We start from the raw sequence: 16,828 nt of genomic DNA, 5'->3' as shown, positions 1-16,828 counted from the left end.
AGCTCGTCACGAAATGGCCGCACACGCGAACACGGACGTTTGGGAGACCGGATCATGCGGCGTCTCTGCACGTTGGCCTTTGTCGGAGCGATCTGTGGCGCCACGCTTGGACCGGCAACTGCCGTCCAGGGGGACGTCTTGAGCCGAGTCTGGCACGGCTATAAGCAGAACCGCGAGTGGCCTTACCCTTACGTCTATCCCGATCGCGAGCAGGTGCGCGGCACGATGTCGATCATCGTCGCCAATGGCTGGCGCACGCAGAACACGCTCGGCGATCAGTATTTTGTCGACGAGGGTTCCGAGCTGAACGATGCGGGCAAGCTGAAGCTGCGCTACATCGCGCGACTCACGCCGACCCAGCGTCGCACGGTCTTCGTGCTCGAATCGGACGATCCGACGGTCACCGCCGCCCGCATCGAGGCCGTGCAGACGGCCATGGCGCACTACCTGGCGGCGGGCGAGGAACCGATGATCACCACGACGCGCGTGCCGAACCTCGGCTCGTCGGCCGAGTACATCGACCAGGTCGAGCGTAAGTTCCGCGACACCACGCCCGATCCGCGCATTCCCAAGGAATCGTCGGACGATCAGGCGAATTAGCCGCCGCACGGTCCGCGCGGCACGGCCTGGCACGTTCGATGTGCTAGCGCCATTTCGCCAGCAGGCCGTCACCTACAGACGCCGCAAAGTCTGTCGTAAGTGCGCAGCCTCTCCTTTCCGCTACAGTCGCTACGGTCGGGCAACCGATGCTAGTAACGAAGCGCGCTACTCTCGTGGTGCGTTTGCGACTGGGATTCGCCCGTACGGGAACAGGGAGGTGTCTGGTGTACAAGCCCTTGCCTTGGATCATCGCGCTCGTGAGTGCCGTGCTACTGGGCACCGTGAGCTCGCCGCTCCATGCCCAAACCACATCGGGAGAATCAAGCTGGTTCGGGGGCAACAAGTCGGGAGCGACCTCCGGCTCGTCGAGCTACGGCCTGAAACGGAAGAGCCCCTGGAAGCGTTTCACCGACGGAGTTTCCTCGACGTGGACTCGCGGCACGGGCGCCGTGAAGGGAGCTTTCATCAAAGAAACCGGCCCGATCGACGAGACCTCGCTGTCGAACACGCCGGCCAAGGCCAGCAACGACCTCAACGTCGCCACGGCGCGTCTCAAGGCCACGAACGGCCGCTCGGCCGAGGCCGAAACGATCTACCGGCAAGTGCTCGAGGACGATCCCGAGCATCTCGGAGCACTCCTGGGTCTGGCTCGCCTGATGGATCACTACGGTAAGACCGACGAGGCGATCGAGCTCTATCGCTTTGCCGTCAACGTACACCCCAAGGAGGCGTCGGCTCACAACGATCTCGGTTTGTGCTACGGTCGCCATCGCCGTTTCGAGGAAGCCGCCAGGCAGCTCGAAATCGCCGTGAAGATTCAGCCCGACAAGGAACTGTATCGCAATAACCTTGCTTCGGTTCTCGTCGCCCAGGGGCGCAAGAACGAGGCGCTCAAGCACATGCTGGCCGTGCATTCCCCGGCCGTGGCGCACTACAACGTGGGCTTTCTGCTAGGGCAGTCGGGGGATATCCGGGGGGGGATCGAGGAGATCGACCAGGCGCTGCAGCTCGATCCCAACATGAAGGAAGCACGCCAGCAACGCGGCCTCCTCTTGGCGCGGCTCCCCGGGCCGGTCGGCGAGCACTACCTGGTTCGCCAACAACAGGGACAGGCACAGGTACAGCCTCAATTCGAGGTGGCTCGTCGTCCCGAGCCCTACACCACGTCTCCGACGGTCAATCCGCCGACCGCCGCGGGGCCGATGACTTCTCCGATGCCGGCAGTCATGCCTCCGGCGGCGACTGCCCCGACCGAGCCGCAAGTTCCCGGTGCGGGCAATGCCTACCCGCCCAGCCGCTACTAAGCCACGGCAGGCGTCTCGCTCGAGATCACGCCGGGCAGCAATTCGTTCAATCGTCGCCGGCGGTGCTCGAAGATCTGGTCGAGATTGCGCTCGACGAACAGCAGGCGTGCCATGCGGCCGAGCGAGCCCAATGGCAATTCATACTCGACACGATCGACCGAAATCGTCCCCTGTGGCACCTCGTAGAACTCGTGCCAGTGGTGCCAGCGCCGGTAAGGCCCCTTGGCCTGCAAGTCGCTGAAGGCGTAGGGGGGGTCGAACGTCTCGATGCGGGTCTGCCAGTAGAAAGGTATTCCGCCCAGCTTGAGCCGGTAGTCGATCAACGTACCGGGACGCATTTCGATCGGCCGCGGCGTGAGGATTTGAAACCGCAGAAACTCGGGCGTGATCGCCTCCAGATTGGCCGCATCCGAGAAAAAGGCAAACACTTCGTCGCGCGGCCGGCGAATCAATTGCACTCGCTGGAGATGATACGTTTTCGACATGGTTCGTAGAAGAAAACCGTTACACAGGGCAGGGTACACCAACCGTTAAACGCTTGTGCGCAGGGCCGCTTCTAGCGTGGGATACTTGAACGCGTAACCCGCCTCGAGCAACGCTTGCGGCACGGCTCGCTGCGAGGTGAGCAGGATTTCACCGAACCCGCCGATGGCCAACTTCAAGCCAAACGCCGGCACGGGAAAGATCGCCGGACGGTGCAGCACTCGCGCCAGGGTGCGCGTGAACTCGCGATTCGTAACCGGATGGGGCCCGGTCGCATTGGCGGCCCCTTGCAGACTCTCGTGCTCGATCGCAAACAGGATCAGGCCGACGATGTCGTCGACGTGAACCCAGGGCATCCACTGATTTCCGCTTCCCAGGCGCCCGCCCAACCCGAGCTTGAAGGGGAACAGCATTTTTGCCATCGCGCCGCCTCCTTTGCCGAGCACGATGCCGATGCGCGGATTGACGACCCGCATTCCCAAGTCGCGGGCACGATGCGATTCGGCCTCCCAATCGCGACAGACGTCGGCCAGAAAATCGCTGGCCGGCGGCGAATTTTCGTCGAGCACTTCGTCGCCACGCGAACCGTAGTAGCCGACGGCCGACGCAGAGACGAGTACCCGGGGCCGCGTGGTCAGTTGCTCTAGCCCACGTACAAGATTTCGCGTGCCGAGAATACGGCTCTCGCGGATGCGTCGTTTCTTCTCGGCATTCCAGCGACCTTCGGCGACCGGCTCGCCCGCCAGATGCACGATGGCATCCACGCCTTCCAAGGCGGCCGCGGTGGGGAGCTCTTTTTCGGCGTCCCAGCGGATGGCCGTCACATCCCCCAGCTTTGCCCGTGCCGATTCGGGCGAACGCGAGAGCACGACGGGCCGATCGAGTCGTTTGACGAGTTCCTGCCCGATGAATCCCGTCGCCCCCGTGACCAAGACTCGCATTTCCGCACTCCACTGCTCGAGTTTGAGCATCGCCCTGTCCGTAGAATCTCAATGTAACAAACCGCGGCCGCGACTGCGGGATAACCCTGAATTCAACGTAAGACCAACGCCTTTCGCAAAGTAGCACTGGCTGTTAGCCTGTGCGAGGGCAAGGCCACGCTGGGAAAGCGTGCGGACTTCGTGCCGCCGTTCGTCACTGGTCACCTACTCCGCTCATGTCTCTCATTCACCTCATCCTGCTCGGCCTGCGGCATCATTGGCGGATGCATCTGGCGGTGGCGCTGGGGGTGGTTGCCGGCACAGCGGTACTGACGGGTGCCTTGCTCGTCGGCGACTCGATGCGCGGCAGCCTGCGGCATATCGTGGTCGATCGGCTGGGAGCCACCGATTCGATTCTCGTTGCTCCGCAGTTCTTCCGCCGCGAACTGGCCGCCGAGTTGGCCGCTCGGCCTGAATTCGGCCAATCATTCACCGAGGCGATCCCGGCCATCGTGCTGCAGGGCACGCTCGAGTTGCCGGGGGACAAACGACGCGCCAGCGGGGTCGACGTTTTTGGTACCGAGTCCCGTTTCTGGAAGCTCGATCCGAACGGACCGCAGCCCACGCTCAAGTCAGGCGAAGTCGCCCTGAACGAACCGTTGGCAAAAGAACTCGGCGCCCAGGTGGGCGACGAGGTGATCGTGCGATTGCCGCGCCTCGACGCCGTGCCGGCCGACAGCCCCCTGGGACGCAAGACCGAAACGATCCGCAATCGTCGCCTCAAGGTCTCAGCCATTCTGCCGGCCGCAGGCCTGGGGCGTTTCGGCATTCGCCCCGACCAGCAATGGCCCCTCAACGCTTTCGTCGATCTCGACACGCTAGCGTCCAGCCTTGGTGAACCGACGCGCATCAATGCCATTTTCGTCGCAGGCAACGATCCGACCCGCGCGGCCGGCGCCCAGTTGGAGTCCGCGCTGAGCACGTGGCTGCAGCCGACGCTGGCCGACTACGGCGTCACGCTCGAGCGCACCCCGCAGGGTTACCTCAACCTGACCAGCGATCGCATGATGCTCGAGCCGGCGCTCGTCCGCGCCGCCGAGAAAGCAGTGCCGTCCGAGCGTCGGCAATCGTCGTTCACCTATCTGGCGAACGACATTCGCCGGGGCGATTTCTCGATTCCCTACTCGACGATCGCGGCCATCGATCCGCGCACGATGCCACCGCTGGGACCTTTTCTCACCAGCGAGGGTCAGCCGCTCGACCGCATCGGCGACGACGAGATCGTCTTGAATCGTTGGGCCGCCGACGATCTCGAGGCGAAACCGGGGGACGAGATCTCGCTTACCTACTTCGAGCCGGAAAGCACGCACGGCGAAGTGGTCGAGAAAACGACGACGCTGCGACTCAAGGCCATTGTCGAATTGGAAGGCGCAGCGCGCGATCCCGACTTCACCCCCAAGCTCGAGGGCGTAACCGACGTCGATTCGATGGGCGATTGGGATCCGCCGTTCCCCTTCGATGCGGCCCGCATTCGCAGCGACGACGAACAATATTGGGACGACTACCGCACGACGCCTAAGGCCTTTGTCTCGCTCGCCACGGGACGTCGACTGTGGGGCAGTCGTTTCGGCGATACGACGACCATCCGCTTTGTACCCGACGACAGTGCCAAGAGCGCGGCAGAGCAGGTGGCGGCTCTCGCCGCGGCGATTCGTCCCGACCCTGCCGAGATGGGACTGCGCTTCATTCCCGTGAAACGGATGGGGCTAATGGCGGCCTCCGGCACGACGCCGTTTGGCCTCCTCTTTCTCGGCTTCAGCATGTTCATCATCGCCTCGGCCGGCATGCTGATCGCCTTGCTGTTCCGCCTGGGGGTCGAGTCGCGGGCCAGCGAGTTGGGCGTGTTGGCCGCGGTCGGCACGCGCTGGCGGCGGGCCCGTTTGCTCCTGGCTGGCGAAGGATTATCGGTCGCCGCGCTGGCCGCCGTGGTCGGCGTGCTAGTGGGGGTCGGTTATGCGTGGCTCATGCTCGTCGGGCTGCGCACCTGGTGGCTCGCGGCGGTTAGCACGCCATTCCTCGAACTTTACGCCACGCCGACGAGTCTCATCGCCGGATACGTGGCGGGCGTCTTCCTGGCGGCCACGGGCATGCACTGGGCTGTGGCTCGCCTGGGCAAACAATCGGCCCGACAGTTGCTTTCGGGGCAGGTAGCCGAGACGCCGATTGCGGGAAAGGCTCCCTCGCGCTGGCCGCGGCGAATCGCATACTCCGCCCTCGCGTTGGCCGCGCTGCTCACCGCCGTGGCCAGCCGCCTGGTCAACGAAGCGCAGGCCGGCGCCTTCTTTGGCTCGGGCATGTTGGTGTTGATCGCCTTGTTGCTCTTGCTGCGAAGCTGGCTCGCGACCGACTCGGCGCGATCGCTCATCGCAACCGGCAGGGCACCGCTAGTCCGACTCGCGCTGCGCAATGGAGGACGCCACCCAGGACGTACCACACTCACCGTGGGGCTCGTCGCGACGGCCAGCTTTCTCATCGTGGCGATCGGCGCCTTCCGCCTCGATCCCCCGGGCGACTCGGCCCAGCGCGACACGGGAACCGGCGGCTTTGCCCTGCTAGCCGAGAGCGATCAACCGATCTACGAGGATCTGAACGCTGCGTGGAATAGTGCAGCGCCGGCTGCCGCAACGTCGACATCCACGAACAGCTCAACGCCTCACGTGTTCGCACTGCGCCGCCGGGTGGGGGACGATGCCAGTTGCTTGAACCTGTTTCAGCCGAGCCAACCCGAGGTGCTCGGCGTGCCGCGATCGCTCATCGAGCGCGGCGGCTTTGCCTGGGCAGCCTCGGCCGCGAACACGCGGGAAGAGCAGGCCAACCCTTGGCTGCTACTCGAGCGCGAGCCGGGCAAGGACGCAAGGGGAAATCCCATCGTGCCCGTCGTGCTCGATCAAAACACGGCCATGTACAGCCTGCACCTCTACGGTGGTCCTGGCTCGACCTACGAGATCGAAGACGACGCCGGACGTCCCGTGACGCTCGAAGTCGTGGGGCTGCTCAAGAACAGCATCCTGCAAGGGGACGTGCTCATGGCCGAAGCGAATTTCCGCCGACTCTTTCCGAACGTGAGCGGGTATCGGTTCTTCCTGATCGACGCCACCCAGGCGCAAACGGAGCAGATCGCAAAGCAACTCGAAGGCGAATTGGGCGATTATGGCTTCGACGCGACACGCCCCGCGGCGCGATTGGCCAGCTTCTTCGCCGTGCAGAACACCTACCTGGCGACGTTCCAGAGCCTCGGCGGTCTCGGGCTGCTACTCGGCACGTTCGGACTGGCCACGGTCGAGCTGCGCAACGTGCTCGAGCGACGCAGCGAACTGGCGCTGCTGCGGGCGACGGGCTTCCGACGCCGGCGTCTGGCCGGGCTGGTCCTGCTAGAAAACGCCACCTTGCTCGTACTCGGGCTGGCCATCGGCGTCTTCGCGGCACTGGTCGCCATCAGCCCTCATCTGCTCGGTGGTTCGGCAGGCCTCCCCTTCGCCACACTGGCCGCGACCTTGGGGCTCGTGCTGATAGCCGGATTGCTGGCCGGATTTGCCGCGGTGCGAACGGTGCTGCGGGCGCCACTGGTGCCCGCCTTGCGCGGTGACTGAAAAACTCGCAAGGCCCCCGAGTGCAGCGACTTGGACTGCCGCCCGGCGGCCGATTTGCTACACTGTCGGCACTTCACTCCAACCCATCCGCCTAGCGACCTGCCGGAGATTTGCTCGCATGAAGGACTTAGCGCTCGTCATCGCGTTCATTGGACTGACGGTTGTCTGCTGGGGAGTCTACGGGCCGGTGCTGCACCGTGGGCAGGAGGGGATGCGGCCGGACGTGACCGTCAAAGGGAGCCGGCTCCGTCCGTTGATTTGCGTCGGCGTGGCCTACTTCGTCATCGCCGTGGTCGCGCCGATCGCCATGCTGCAGTTCTTCGGCGAGCAGATGGGGGAGAGTGGCGAAGGCTACTGGACCTTCACCGGCACGTTCTGGAGCCTGTTGGCCGGGACGGCGGGGGCGCTCGGTGCGTTGGGGATCATTCTCGCCTTCTTCTTCGGGGGCAAACCGACCTACGTCATGCCACTCGTCTTCGGCTGCGCGCCGGTGGTGAATGCCTTCCTGACGATCTATTGGGCGGGTACTTGGAAATCGGTCAGTCCCTGGTTTCTCTCGGGGCTGATCCTCGTGGCCATCGGCGCGTTCATGGTGCTCTTCTTTGCTCCCAAGGCGCAACCGCATGCAGCTCACGTGCCCTCGCATGCGCCGGCCGTTGAAGCGTCGAACACCTAGCACGGCTCGATATTGCTCGTCGAGTCGGTTGTGATGTCGAGCACCGCATCACTCTTCGACAGGGCACGCGAGTTGCCTTACGCAAGCAAGGCCTCCATGTTTGACGAACGACGCGTCACGGTCCGTGGGTTGGAACTCAACGTCGCGAACAGGACAGGGGGCCGTGCGCCGGCGATTGTCTTTGTCCACGGCGTCTTGCGTCGCTGGACCACCTTCTTGCCACTCTTTCCTGCGCTCGCGTCGCGCTGGCAGCTCGTGGCGATCGACCAGCGCGGGCATGGCCATTCGGCCAGGACCGCCGACGGCGACTACTTCGTGGCCGACTATGTGCTCGACCTCGTCGAGCTGCTCGAGCGGCATGCGCCGGCGCCGGTGGTGATCTACGGGCACTCGCTCGGAGCAATGGTGGCCGCTGGCGCCGCGGCTGCCCGCCCCGACCTGGTACGTGCCATCGTGCTCGAAGATCCTCCTTTTGAAACGATGGGGGCTCGCATTGGCGAGTCCTCGTTGCTCGGGTACTTTGCCTCGTTGCGCACGTTGCTCCCTTGGCGGCAGAGTGTCGCTGATCTTGCCCGTGCCTTGGCGGAGCTCGTCCTCTCGGATCCCGTCTCGGGCCGCACGTGGCGTTTGGGCGAGGTTCGCGACTTCGTGCAATTGCGTTATCAAGCGTCCTGTCTGGCTGCGGTTGATCCGGCCGTGCTCGATCCGATAGTCGCCGGACGCTGGCTCTCTGGGTACGATTGGCAGCAGGTGCTCCGCGGGGTGAAATCGCCGGCGCTCGTGCTCCAGGCCGACGAAGCGGTCGGTGGAATGCTTATCGATGCCGACACGGCGCAGACCAGCAGGCTGCTGGCCGACGGCACGATCATCCGCTTCGGCGGGGCCGGACACTCGCTGCATACCGCTCGCACGATGGATGTGACGAACCATCTGCTCACGTTTCTCGCCGTACTCGATTGATGAGCTAGTGGAGCGAAGGATGAAGTCTGCCCAGGGAACGCTGCTCGTGCGTCACGGCACGCTGGTCGATGGCACCGGCCGGGCTCCCGTTGCCGACGCGGCCGTGGTGGTGCGCGACGGCGTCATCATCTACGCGGGTCCCGCTCAAGGGGCTACCGACTTTTCTCCCGATGCCACGCTGCTCGACGCGCGGGGGGGCACGATCATGCCCGGGCTGATCGAGGCGCATTTTCATCCCACGTACTTCAACGTCGCGGCGCTCGAGGACCTCGACATCAAGTATCCCGTGGAATACGTGACGTTGCTAGCCGCGGCAAACGCGCGGCTAGCGCTCGAATGTGGCTACACCGCCGCCCGTAGCGGTGGCAGCCTGTTCAACATCGACGTCTGGTTGAAGAAGGCGCTCGAAGAGGATCTCGTCATCGGACCTCGACTGGCGGCCAGCGGACGCGAGATCTGCGGAGTTGGTGGCCTGATGGACTGGAACCCCGATTTCCGCAAGATCGGCATGGAAGGACTCGTCCTGCTGATCAACGGCGCGGATGAAGCACGCGCCGCCGTGCGCAAGCTGGTCAAAGATGGCGTCGAATGGGTGAAGACCTACCCCACCGGCGACGCTGCCGCGCCCGACGCGAACGATCATCACACGCTGTGCATGACCTTCGAAGAGATGCATGCCGTGGTGGCCACCGCGCACAACCACGGGCTGAAAGTGACGGGACATTGCCGTGCTACCGAAGGCATCAAGAACGCGATCCGCGCCGGCTACGACACGCTCGAGCACGGCACGTTCATGGATGACGAGGCGCTCGATTTGCTACTCGAGCGGAATACACCGGTGGTACCCGCGCTCTACTTCGAACTGGCCAGCATCGAAAATGGACCGGCCTTGGGCATGTCGCAGCGCGTGGTCGACGGCCACCGCGAGACGCTGGAAGGGGGCGCTGAAAGTGCCCGGCGCATCCTGCGTGCCGGGGGTCGGCTCGGCCTGGGGGGCGACTACGGTTTCGCCTGGAACCCGCACGGCGACTATGCCCGCGAGCTACAATTCTTTGTGGACTACGTCGGTTTCACGCCCTTGGAAGTGATTACCTGTGCCACGAAGACCGGCGCCGAGATATTGGGCCGGGGCCACGAGTTGGGAACCATCGAGCCGGCAAAGCTCGCCGATCTGCTCGTCGTCGAGGGGGACGTCGTGGCCGATATCTCGCTGTTGCAACAGCGCAAACGTTTTCTGGCGGTGATGCAAGGGGGCACGATCAAGGCCGGTCAACTCGCCGGAAAGTCGCTCGCCACCGTTGCCGAGGCGGCATCGGCGGCACATCAGCGCTAAAACATCATAGATTCGTCGGCTCCATGAATCGCAAAGGCCGTAGTTCGAAGCGTGCCCTCCAACCGCCCGCACGCGCGTCGCAGTCGACATCGGCGCCGTTCGACGCCGGTTGGCGTCCGCTGTGGAGCCTGGCCCTTCTCGTCATCGCCATCATGCTGGTGTACGGCCAGACGCTCGGCCATCGTTTCTCGACCTGGGACGATCCGATCAATGTGGCCGAGAATCCCTACCTGAATCCAGTGACCTGGGAATCGGTGCAACGATTCTGGCGCGAACCGTATGCTTTGCTCTATGTACCGGTGACGTATACCTTCTGGTCGGCCGAAGCCTGGCTGGCCGAAACGCCCGCCACCCCGCAAACACCACGTTACCTGGCGGCCGGTGTGTTTCACGCAGGCAATCTGCTGCTCCATGTGCTGAGTGTCTTAAGCATGTGGCAGATCTTGCGGCTGCTGGTGCGCACGGAGCTACCGGCCTTCTTCGGCGCCTTGTTCTATGCGCTGCATCCGCTGCTAGCCGAATCGGTCGCCTGGGTCACCGAAACAAAGGGGTTGCTCGCCGGTGCCCTGGGGTGGTTTGCCGTGTGGCAACATCTCGTCGCCATCGACGCAGGGTCGGAAACCGGCAACACGGCGTTCGTCCCTCGTCGCGACGGCGTCAGGATCCTGCGCCACACGATCGCCGCCCTGGCGTTTGGACTGGCGCTGCTGGCCAAACCATCGGCCGTGTCGCTGCCGGCGATGGCCGTGGTGCTGGATGTCGTGTTTCTGCGTTCGACTCTGCGGAAGAGCCTGCTGACGTTGGCGCCCTGGTTCGGACTGGCACTGTTAAGCGTGGCAGCCACGTGGTGGCAGCAGTCGGGGGACGAACTGCACTTCGTTCCGCCACCGCTTTGGCAGCGTCCCTTCATCGCGGGAGATTCGCTGGCATTTTATCTCTGGAAGACGATCTGGCCGTTGAATCTCGGCATCGATCACGGACGTTCGCCGAGCGCGATCTTTGCCAGTGGCGCGGGTTATTTCGCGTGGCTCGTGCCCGTCGTACTGGCGGCGGCCATCTACGCCACGCGCGAGCGTCGCGCCTGGTGGGGAGCGTTGGCGATCTTCGTTTTGGGACTGTTGCCCGTGTCGGGACTGGTGCCTTTTTCCTTTCAAGACATTTCGACGGTGGCCGATCGCTACGCGTACCTGGCAATGCTGGGCCCGGCGCTCGCGATAAGCTGGTTCCTGGTAGCGCACCGGCAGGCCGCCTGGTATGGGGCGTTCGCTGTGCTGCTGTTGTTGGCCGCGGGACGCAGTGCCTGGCAGGCTTCACGCTGGCGCGACGATCAAACGCTGTTTGCCCATTCGATCCGGGTGAACCCCACAAGCTACATCTCGCACACGCTGCTGGGGCGCACGCTGCTATGGCAAGCGGTTCCCGATCTGAACGGCGCCCGGGCCAATTATCTTGCCGCGGTCGAGATCGCGCCCGAACGTCCCCGGGCCTACTGTGATCTGGGCTATCTCGAGCGCAAGCTGGGACATCACGCCGAGGCCCTCGCGCAGTACGAGCACGCCGCGCAGCTCGACCCCAACTTGGCCGAGGCTCATCTCGGCATCGGGCTAGCACTGGCCACGCTCGGCCGTCATCATGAGGCCCTGACCGCCTATCAGCGCACGATCGAACTCGAACCAGAGTTCGGCGTGGGCTGGTACAACTATGCCCTCGCGCTGCACGACACCGGCGAACAAGCCAAGGCCATCGAGATGCTGCGCCGGGCGCTCGTCTACGAGCCGCAACTTCGTGCCGCACAAATCGAACTCATACGTCTCCTCATCCTCGCCGGTCGCGACGACGAGGTCATCGCCGAGTTCGAACGCGAATTGAGTAGAACACCCAACGATGCGACCGTACACGATCGCTACGCGGTCGCGCTCATGGAATTGGGGCGGCTCGAGGCAGCACTCGAGCAAGCCGATCGCGCGATTGAGCTCGCACCGCTCGACCTCACACCACGCCGGCATCGTGCTCACGTGCTGCTACGCCAGAAAAACTTTACCGAAGCCTATGAGCAATTCCGTTGGATCGACGCCCGGCAACCAGGTTCTCCGGCGGCGCTCGATCTCGCCTGGTCACTGGCCACCCAACCCGACGCGGAGTGGCGCGACGGAGCCGAAGCTTTACGACTCGCTACGTCGTACTGCGAGACGACGCGCTATGCCGATCCACGCGGCGTCGATGTGCTGGCCGCGGCGTACGCCGAGTCGGGTGACTTCCAGCGGGCAACCGCTCTCGCAAAACGCGCGCTCGAAGCCGCGCAAGAGGGGGGACATCACGAACTTGCCCGTGAAATCGAGCCGCGTTTGGCGCTCTACCAACAACAGCGCCCGTTTCGCTTGCCGTCAGAGCGGTAGCTTTACACCCTGCACGCCAAAGTCTCCTAAACGGGCGGCTCACCACAGGCGTGAGGCACGAGACTTGACCGGAACGAGCATCCTAACCAGCAAGCCGATGGCCTTTTACTCATGGCGAGGTTCGTTGGCGGCCTCGTGCAGCGCCTTCAATGCCACGCGTAGAAAGCTGCTCACCAGGAAGCCCAGGAAGCCTCCGAGCACCGCGGAAGAGAGGGCGCCAAAAAGGATCGCTTCGAAGCCGGCCGTTTGCCAATACTGGCGTTCGAGAATCATTCCGCCGGCGATCCCTCCGGCGAACGCTCCCAGGCACGTGACGGCGATCATGTAACGATCGATCCCCATTCGTTCGCGCAGTCTCGTGGCGGGAGCCAATGCCGCCTGGATCGTGGCCAGGCCAACCGAGGGGGGGTCGATCTCCGATTCGCCATCTCGGCTGCCTGCGGGGGCGTTGAGTCGTCGCTGGCGCGTCCCCCAGGCATTGGCAGCCACATGCGCGGCGATGAGCAACATCGACCAGATCAGAATGACGGAATAGGTCGTGCCTAGTACGCTGAAGAGAGCAAACAACCCGCTCAACAAGGCGACGACCAAGAGCATGGAGCGCAGCGTGAATCGCGGCGCCTCGATCGGCCGATGCTGCGACGGATCGGTCTTGGTCTGGGGGGGGTGATCGTCGAGCAAGAGTGCTTCTTCTTCCCTGGGGCCGCCAAGGGCCGTGTTGTCGTCACCCCTCGGTTGGAAGTTTAGAGGAGCGGATTCAAGGTAGCAAAAGCTGGCCAAATCGGACCGTCCCGGCGCGAGACATCTGGCAAATTCGCTGCACGAGATGGGGGGGCCGGCTATAATCGTGGCTGCTTTGCCCGGCCCACAAGGGTGGCGCCGCGGCTCGGTTCGGCGTGCCTGGGAAGCCACGCCGGAGCAGGGAAGAGGAGCCCGCTTGTGATTCGATTCGCGTCGCTACTCTGGCGCGCGGCGCTCGCCGCCAGCGTGGCCGGCCTGGTATTTTTTCTTTCACTCGACGATGCGCGGCCGGCACTAGCGCAAATGTCGATTGGCTCGCTGACGGGGGTCCTACCCCCCGAAACGAAAGACACCGTCTCGGTCATTCTGGGCAACGATCTCGACGATTTTCGGGCTGTCTGGCTCTCGCCCCTCAACGCGACGCAGCAGTTCTGGCGCGACACGGTCAATGGCCGCGCGAATCAGACTCCCAGCGGAGTGGTGCCCACCACCTACAGCCAGGCCGCCACGGACTCGTCGATCGCTCAATCGGCTGGCCTGCGCTATGCCATGACGGGCAATGTGGCGGATCTGAACAAGGCCGTCGGCGCACTGTTGCTCATGGACGTCCCCGGCGGCACGACGATCACCCGCCCCGAGGTCGTTACCAGTTATCTATCGGCTTACGATTTTATCCGTCTCGCGCCGCTCGCGGATTTACCTCAGGCAACGCGCGACGCCATTCGCACCAAGTTGGCGCTCACCACGCAAAGCCTTGCAAGTGGATTCACCAACAGCAACGCGAAAGGCAAGATCGGCGCGACACGAGCCTTGGCGGGGGTCTTGCTGCGCAGCCAGACGCTCCTCAATCAGGGGCTCGGCGATCTGCAAGTGCATTTCAATTACAGCACGACCGATGACGGCTGGTATACCGACGGCCAGGGGCACTACCTCAACTACATCATGCGACACGTGTCGCTCTTCACCCGCGCGTACGAGCAGGCCTCGGGCGTCGATCTATATCCGAATTTCCAACCGCTGATCGATATGTCGATCGCGCTGCGGAAACCGGACGGCACGACTCCCAACGTATCGAACGGCCTGAATTACGGCGTCGGCGTGAACCTGTTCTCGCAATCGACGAATCCGGACACCGCGGCGCAGACTTTGTGGTACTTGAACTCGCTGCCGCCGAATCCCTTCGCCAACACGAATCTGCAACTCAACGACTACTCGTACAGCTCCTTCTTCGCGCTGACCGACTTCACGAACGTCGCGCCTCACCAACCGACGACGTCCCCCACATTCCTGGCCATGGGACAGAGCCACGTCTCCGTTTTTCGTCAGAACTGGGGACCCACGAGCGACTACCTGCTCTTGTCCGCCGGCATCGACAGTCCCCACGGCGCCGCCACGAGCACGCACGGGCCGATCAAGGTCGCGGCGTTCCACTCTCACAACGATACGGGCGAGATCCTCGTCTCCTCGCGCGGACACTATATTCTCGTGGCCCCCGGTTATGCGCGCACCGACATCTCGAACACGCCAGCCGGGTTTGATTCCCAACACGGCGACTGGCACAACGTGGTGCTCGTTGACGGACAGGCGGGGGATCCGGTCGTACCCGCATTCTTCGATCCCGAAAATGGCGACGGCGGCCGCACGATGCGCCCCGAAGACTTCACGCACACGAATCGGCTCGACAGCACGGAGCATGGCGGCTTCGTGGGCGTGAGCGATTTCTCGAGCCTCGGCATGACCTACCGCGGCACCGACGTCACACGGAGCATCGCCTTCCCCGGCGAGGAATATTTCGTCGTCTTCGATCGCATGCGATCTGACGATGACCACTGGTACGGATTCAACCTCGTCGGTCGCGGCACGCAGACCGTGCTGACCGATTCGCCGCAGATGATGCAAGTGGCCTGGGAGCACGGCGGCCAGCAGGCGATCGAACACCTTATCTCGACGCACGACATGGTCCTCGACCTGTCGAGCATCTACATGCACGACGAGTTCGATCAGTTCGAAGAGACACAGCGCATGACCGCGTCGATGTATGCCAGCGACGCGGCCTTTCTCAGCGTCATCGAGACTGCCGAGGCGGGCGCGCCCTCGCGTTTCGAACTCACCCGGCTGACCTCGAGCGATGAATACCTGGGGCTCCGCGTGCAGGATGCGGCTGCCGGCTGGACCGACACCATTCTCGCGCAATGGACCGAGATCCAACGCACGGTTGGCCCGCTGACGAGCGACGCTCCTTATGCCTACGTGCGCGAGATCGATGGCGAATTGAGCGGCTCGCTCATCGTCGAGGGCACCTCGTTGCGGCACCACGGCGACCGTGTACTCGAGGCCTCGCATCCGGTGACGCTCTCGCTGCTCTTCGAGCAGGATGCCATCTACGGTACGCTCGCCGAAGATGGTCTCTTCGCCGGCACCGAGTTGCAGTTGTTCGATATCAATATCGTAAGCGCCACGTTGAACGGCATCCCCCTCTCCTTCACGAATCAGACGGGCTACGCGCAGCTCGTGCTCGAGCAGGGAGGGGAACTGGTCCTCTCGGTCATCGCCGTGCCCGAACCTTCGACGGCTATTCTGCTGTCGCTCGGGGGAATCGGCCTCCTGGGTTTCGCCCGGCGCTACCGCCGCCTGCGCCAGTTTTAACGACTGTGACGGGGCATTCGGCCCACGACGCGGCTCGGCCCGCCTGGCACTCCGTTTCGCACATGCGTGCGAGCTATGTTTGGGTGGATAACTCCACCAGACGCCCAACTGCCAGCGCCGCAGGTCATCTTCTGACGCGTACACCATGCTTGCTTCTTCCTACATCGTCCGCGGCATCGAACGCCTGCGCCGCTCCAAACGCCGCGTGCAGTTTGCCTTCATCTACGGCATGGTGCTTTGCGTTGGGACGCTCGACTACGCCACCGGCGATCAGCTTGATTTGTCCGTGTTTTACTTGCCGATGGTTGCCGTCACCGTCTGGGTGGCCGGTTTTCGCGCCTCGCTGTGGGTGGCCTTGCTGTCATCGGTGCTCTGGTTGCTCGACGATTTTGTCGTGCCGCAGGTTCCGCTGCCGGGTCTCTTCAAGTTCTGGCAGAGCGTGATGCGTTTCATCGTCTTCGCCTCCTTCGCCGGCACGATCGGGCAACTGCGGATAGTGCTCGATCGCGAGAAGGCCCAAGCGCGCCGCGACGCCCTCACGGGGTTATTGAACGTCCGCGGCTTTTTCGAGGCCGCGGAAACGGAACTCGCCCGCGCACGCCGTCACCGGCGCCCCATCAGCATCGCCTTCATCGACTGCGACAATTTCAAGCGCGTGAACGATCTGCTCGGCCATGCCACGGGCAACGAGCTGCTTGCGTCGATTGGCAAATCGCTGGCCGGCAGCACGCGCGGGTCGGATCTGGCCGCGCGGATGGGAGGCGACGAATTCGTCATCCTGTTTGCCGAAACCTGCGCGGAACACGTGCGTGCGGCGCTCGACAAGTCGCTGGCCCAACTCGCGGCGATCATGCTCGAACATGATTGGCCCGTCACCTTCAGCGTCGGCGTGGCCAGTTTTCCCACCGCTCCGGATACGGTGGATGAATTGATTCGTGCCGCCGACGATCTGATGTACGAGGCCAAACGCAGCGGCAAGAATTCCATCCAGGAACTGGACATCGGCGCCCAGGCTGCCGACGTGACCCCGGCCCTCGCCTGCTAAACACCGTCCGGTTGCGCTGCCAGGACGTGGTTAAAGGGGCGAAATCGCGTCCACGCGTTCATCCCCCCCGCTGG

The 16,828-nt window shown here is 63.8% G+C and carries 12 protein-coding genes; 9 read left to right on the top strand and 3 right to left on the bottom strand.

Annotated elements, in window-relative coordinates:
- Nucleotides 1-54 precede the first annotated feature (54 nt).
- Together KF708_09475 and KF708_09470 are read left to right on the top strand one after the other, a co-directional pair.
- Complete coding sequence (locus KF708_09475) at nt 55-600, top strand: hypothetical protein (protein MBX3412906.1); 546 nt, start codon at nt 55-57, stop codon at nt 598-600.
- A 224-nt stretch (nt 601-824) separates the two neighbouring features.
- Nucleotides 825-1,904 (top strand): tetratricopeptide repeat protein, encoded by a 1,080-nt coding sequence (locus tag KF708_09470; GenBank protein ID MBX3412905.1) that lies wholly within the window; start codon nt 825-827, stop codon nt 1,902-1,904.
- Here the strand turns inward: KF708_09470 and KF708_09465 are convergent.
- Complete coding sequence (locus tag KF708_09465) at nt 1,901-2,389, bottom strand: SRPBCC family protein (protein ID MBX3412904.1); 489 nt, start codon at nt 2,387-2,389, stop codon at nt 1,901-1,903. The two genes, KF708_09470 and KF708_09465, sit on opposite strands and share 4 nt — an antisense overlap.
- Before the next feature lie 45 nt (nt 2,390-2,434).
- Entirely contained in the window at nt 2,435-3,328 is an 894-nt protein-coding gene (locus KF708_09460) for a TIGR01777 family oxidoreductase (GenBank protein ID MBX3412903.1), read from the bottom strand.
- A gap of 215 nt (nt 3,329-3,543) precedes the next feature.
- On the opposite strand from KF708_09460, the gene KF708_09455 reads away from it, so the two are divergent.
- From KF708_09455 to KF708_09435, 5 genes are all read left to right on the top strand, one after another.
- Nucleotides 3,544-6,957, top strand: a complete 3,414-nt coding sequence (locus KF708_09455; GenBank protein ID MBX3412902.1) for an ABC transporter permease — start codon at nt 3,544-3,546, stop codon at nt 6,955-6,957.
- Between the two features lie 118 nt (nt 6,958-7,075).
- Complete coding sequence (locus KF708_09450) at nt 7,076-7,633, top strand: hypothetical protein (GenBank protein MBX3412901.1); 558 nt, start codon at nt 7,076-7,078, stop codon at nt 7,631-7,633.
- 96 nt (nt 7,634-7,729) lie between these two features.
- Nucleotides 7,730-8,593, top strand: a complete 864-nt coding sequence (locus KF708_09445; GenBank protein MBX3412900.1) for an alpha/beta hydrolase — start codon at nt 7,730-7,732, stop codon at nt 8,591-8,593.
- A 19-nt stretch (nt 8,594-8,612) separates the two neighbouring features.
- Entirely contained in the window at nt 8,613-9,926 is a 1,314-nt protein-coding gene (locus KF708_09440; GenBank protein ID MBX3412899.1) for an amidohydrolase family protein, read from the top strand.
- A 23-nt stretch (nt 9,927-9,949) separates the two neighbouring features.
- Nucleotides 9,950-12,322, top strand: coding sequence for a tetratricopeptide repeat protein (locus tag KF708_09435; protein MBX3412898.1), 2,373 nt, complete (start codon nt 9,950-9,952; stop codon nt 12,320-12,322).
- Nucleotides 12,323-12,427: 105 nt separating this feature from the next.
- Here KF708_09435 and KF708_09430 read toward each other — a convergent pair whose 3' ends face one another.
- Entirely contained in the window at nt 12,428-13,003 is a 576-nt protein-coding gene (locus KF708_09430) for a hypothetical protein (GenBank protein ID MBX3412897.1), read from the bottom strand.
- 258 nt (nt 13,004-13,261) lie between these two features.
- Here KF708_09430 and KF708_09425 point away from each other — a divergent pair, with 258 nt between their 5' ends.
- Together KF708_09425 and KF708_09420 are read left to right on the top strand one after the other, a co-directional pair.
- A complete protein-coding gene (locus KF708_09425; protein MBX3412896.1) occupies nt 13,262-15,709 on the top strand; it encodes a heparinase II/III family protein in 2,448 nt (815 codons plus the stop codon).
- Nucleotides 15,710-15,854: 145 nt separating this feature from the next.
- Nucleotides 15,855-16,754 carry a GGDEF domain-containing protein gene (locus tag KF708_09420; protein ID MBX3412895.1) on the top strand — a complete coding sequence of 300 codons (900 nt, stop codon included), beginning with the start codon at nt 15,855-15,857 and terminating at the stop codon, nt 16,752-16,754.
- Nucleotides 16,755-16,828 lie beyond the last annotated feature (74 nt).

The organism is Pirellulales bacterium (assembly GCA_019636335.1).
Classification (GTDB): Bacteria; Planctomycetota; Planctomycetia; order Pirellulales; family JAEUIK01; genus JAHBXR01.
The sequence above is the reverse complement of the archived record's forward strand: the minus strand, read 5'-3'. Positions and strand labels throughout refer to the sequence as shown.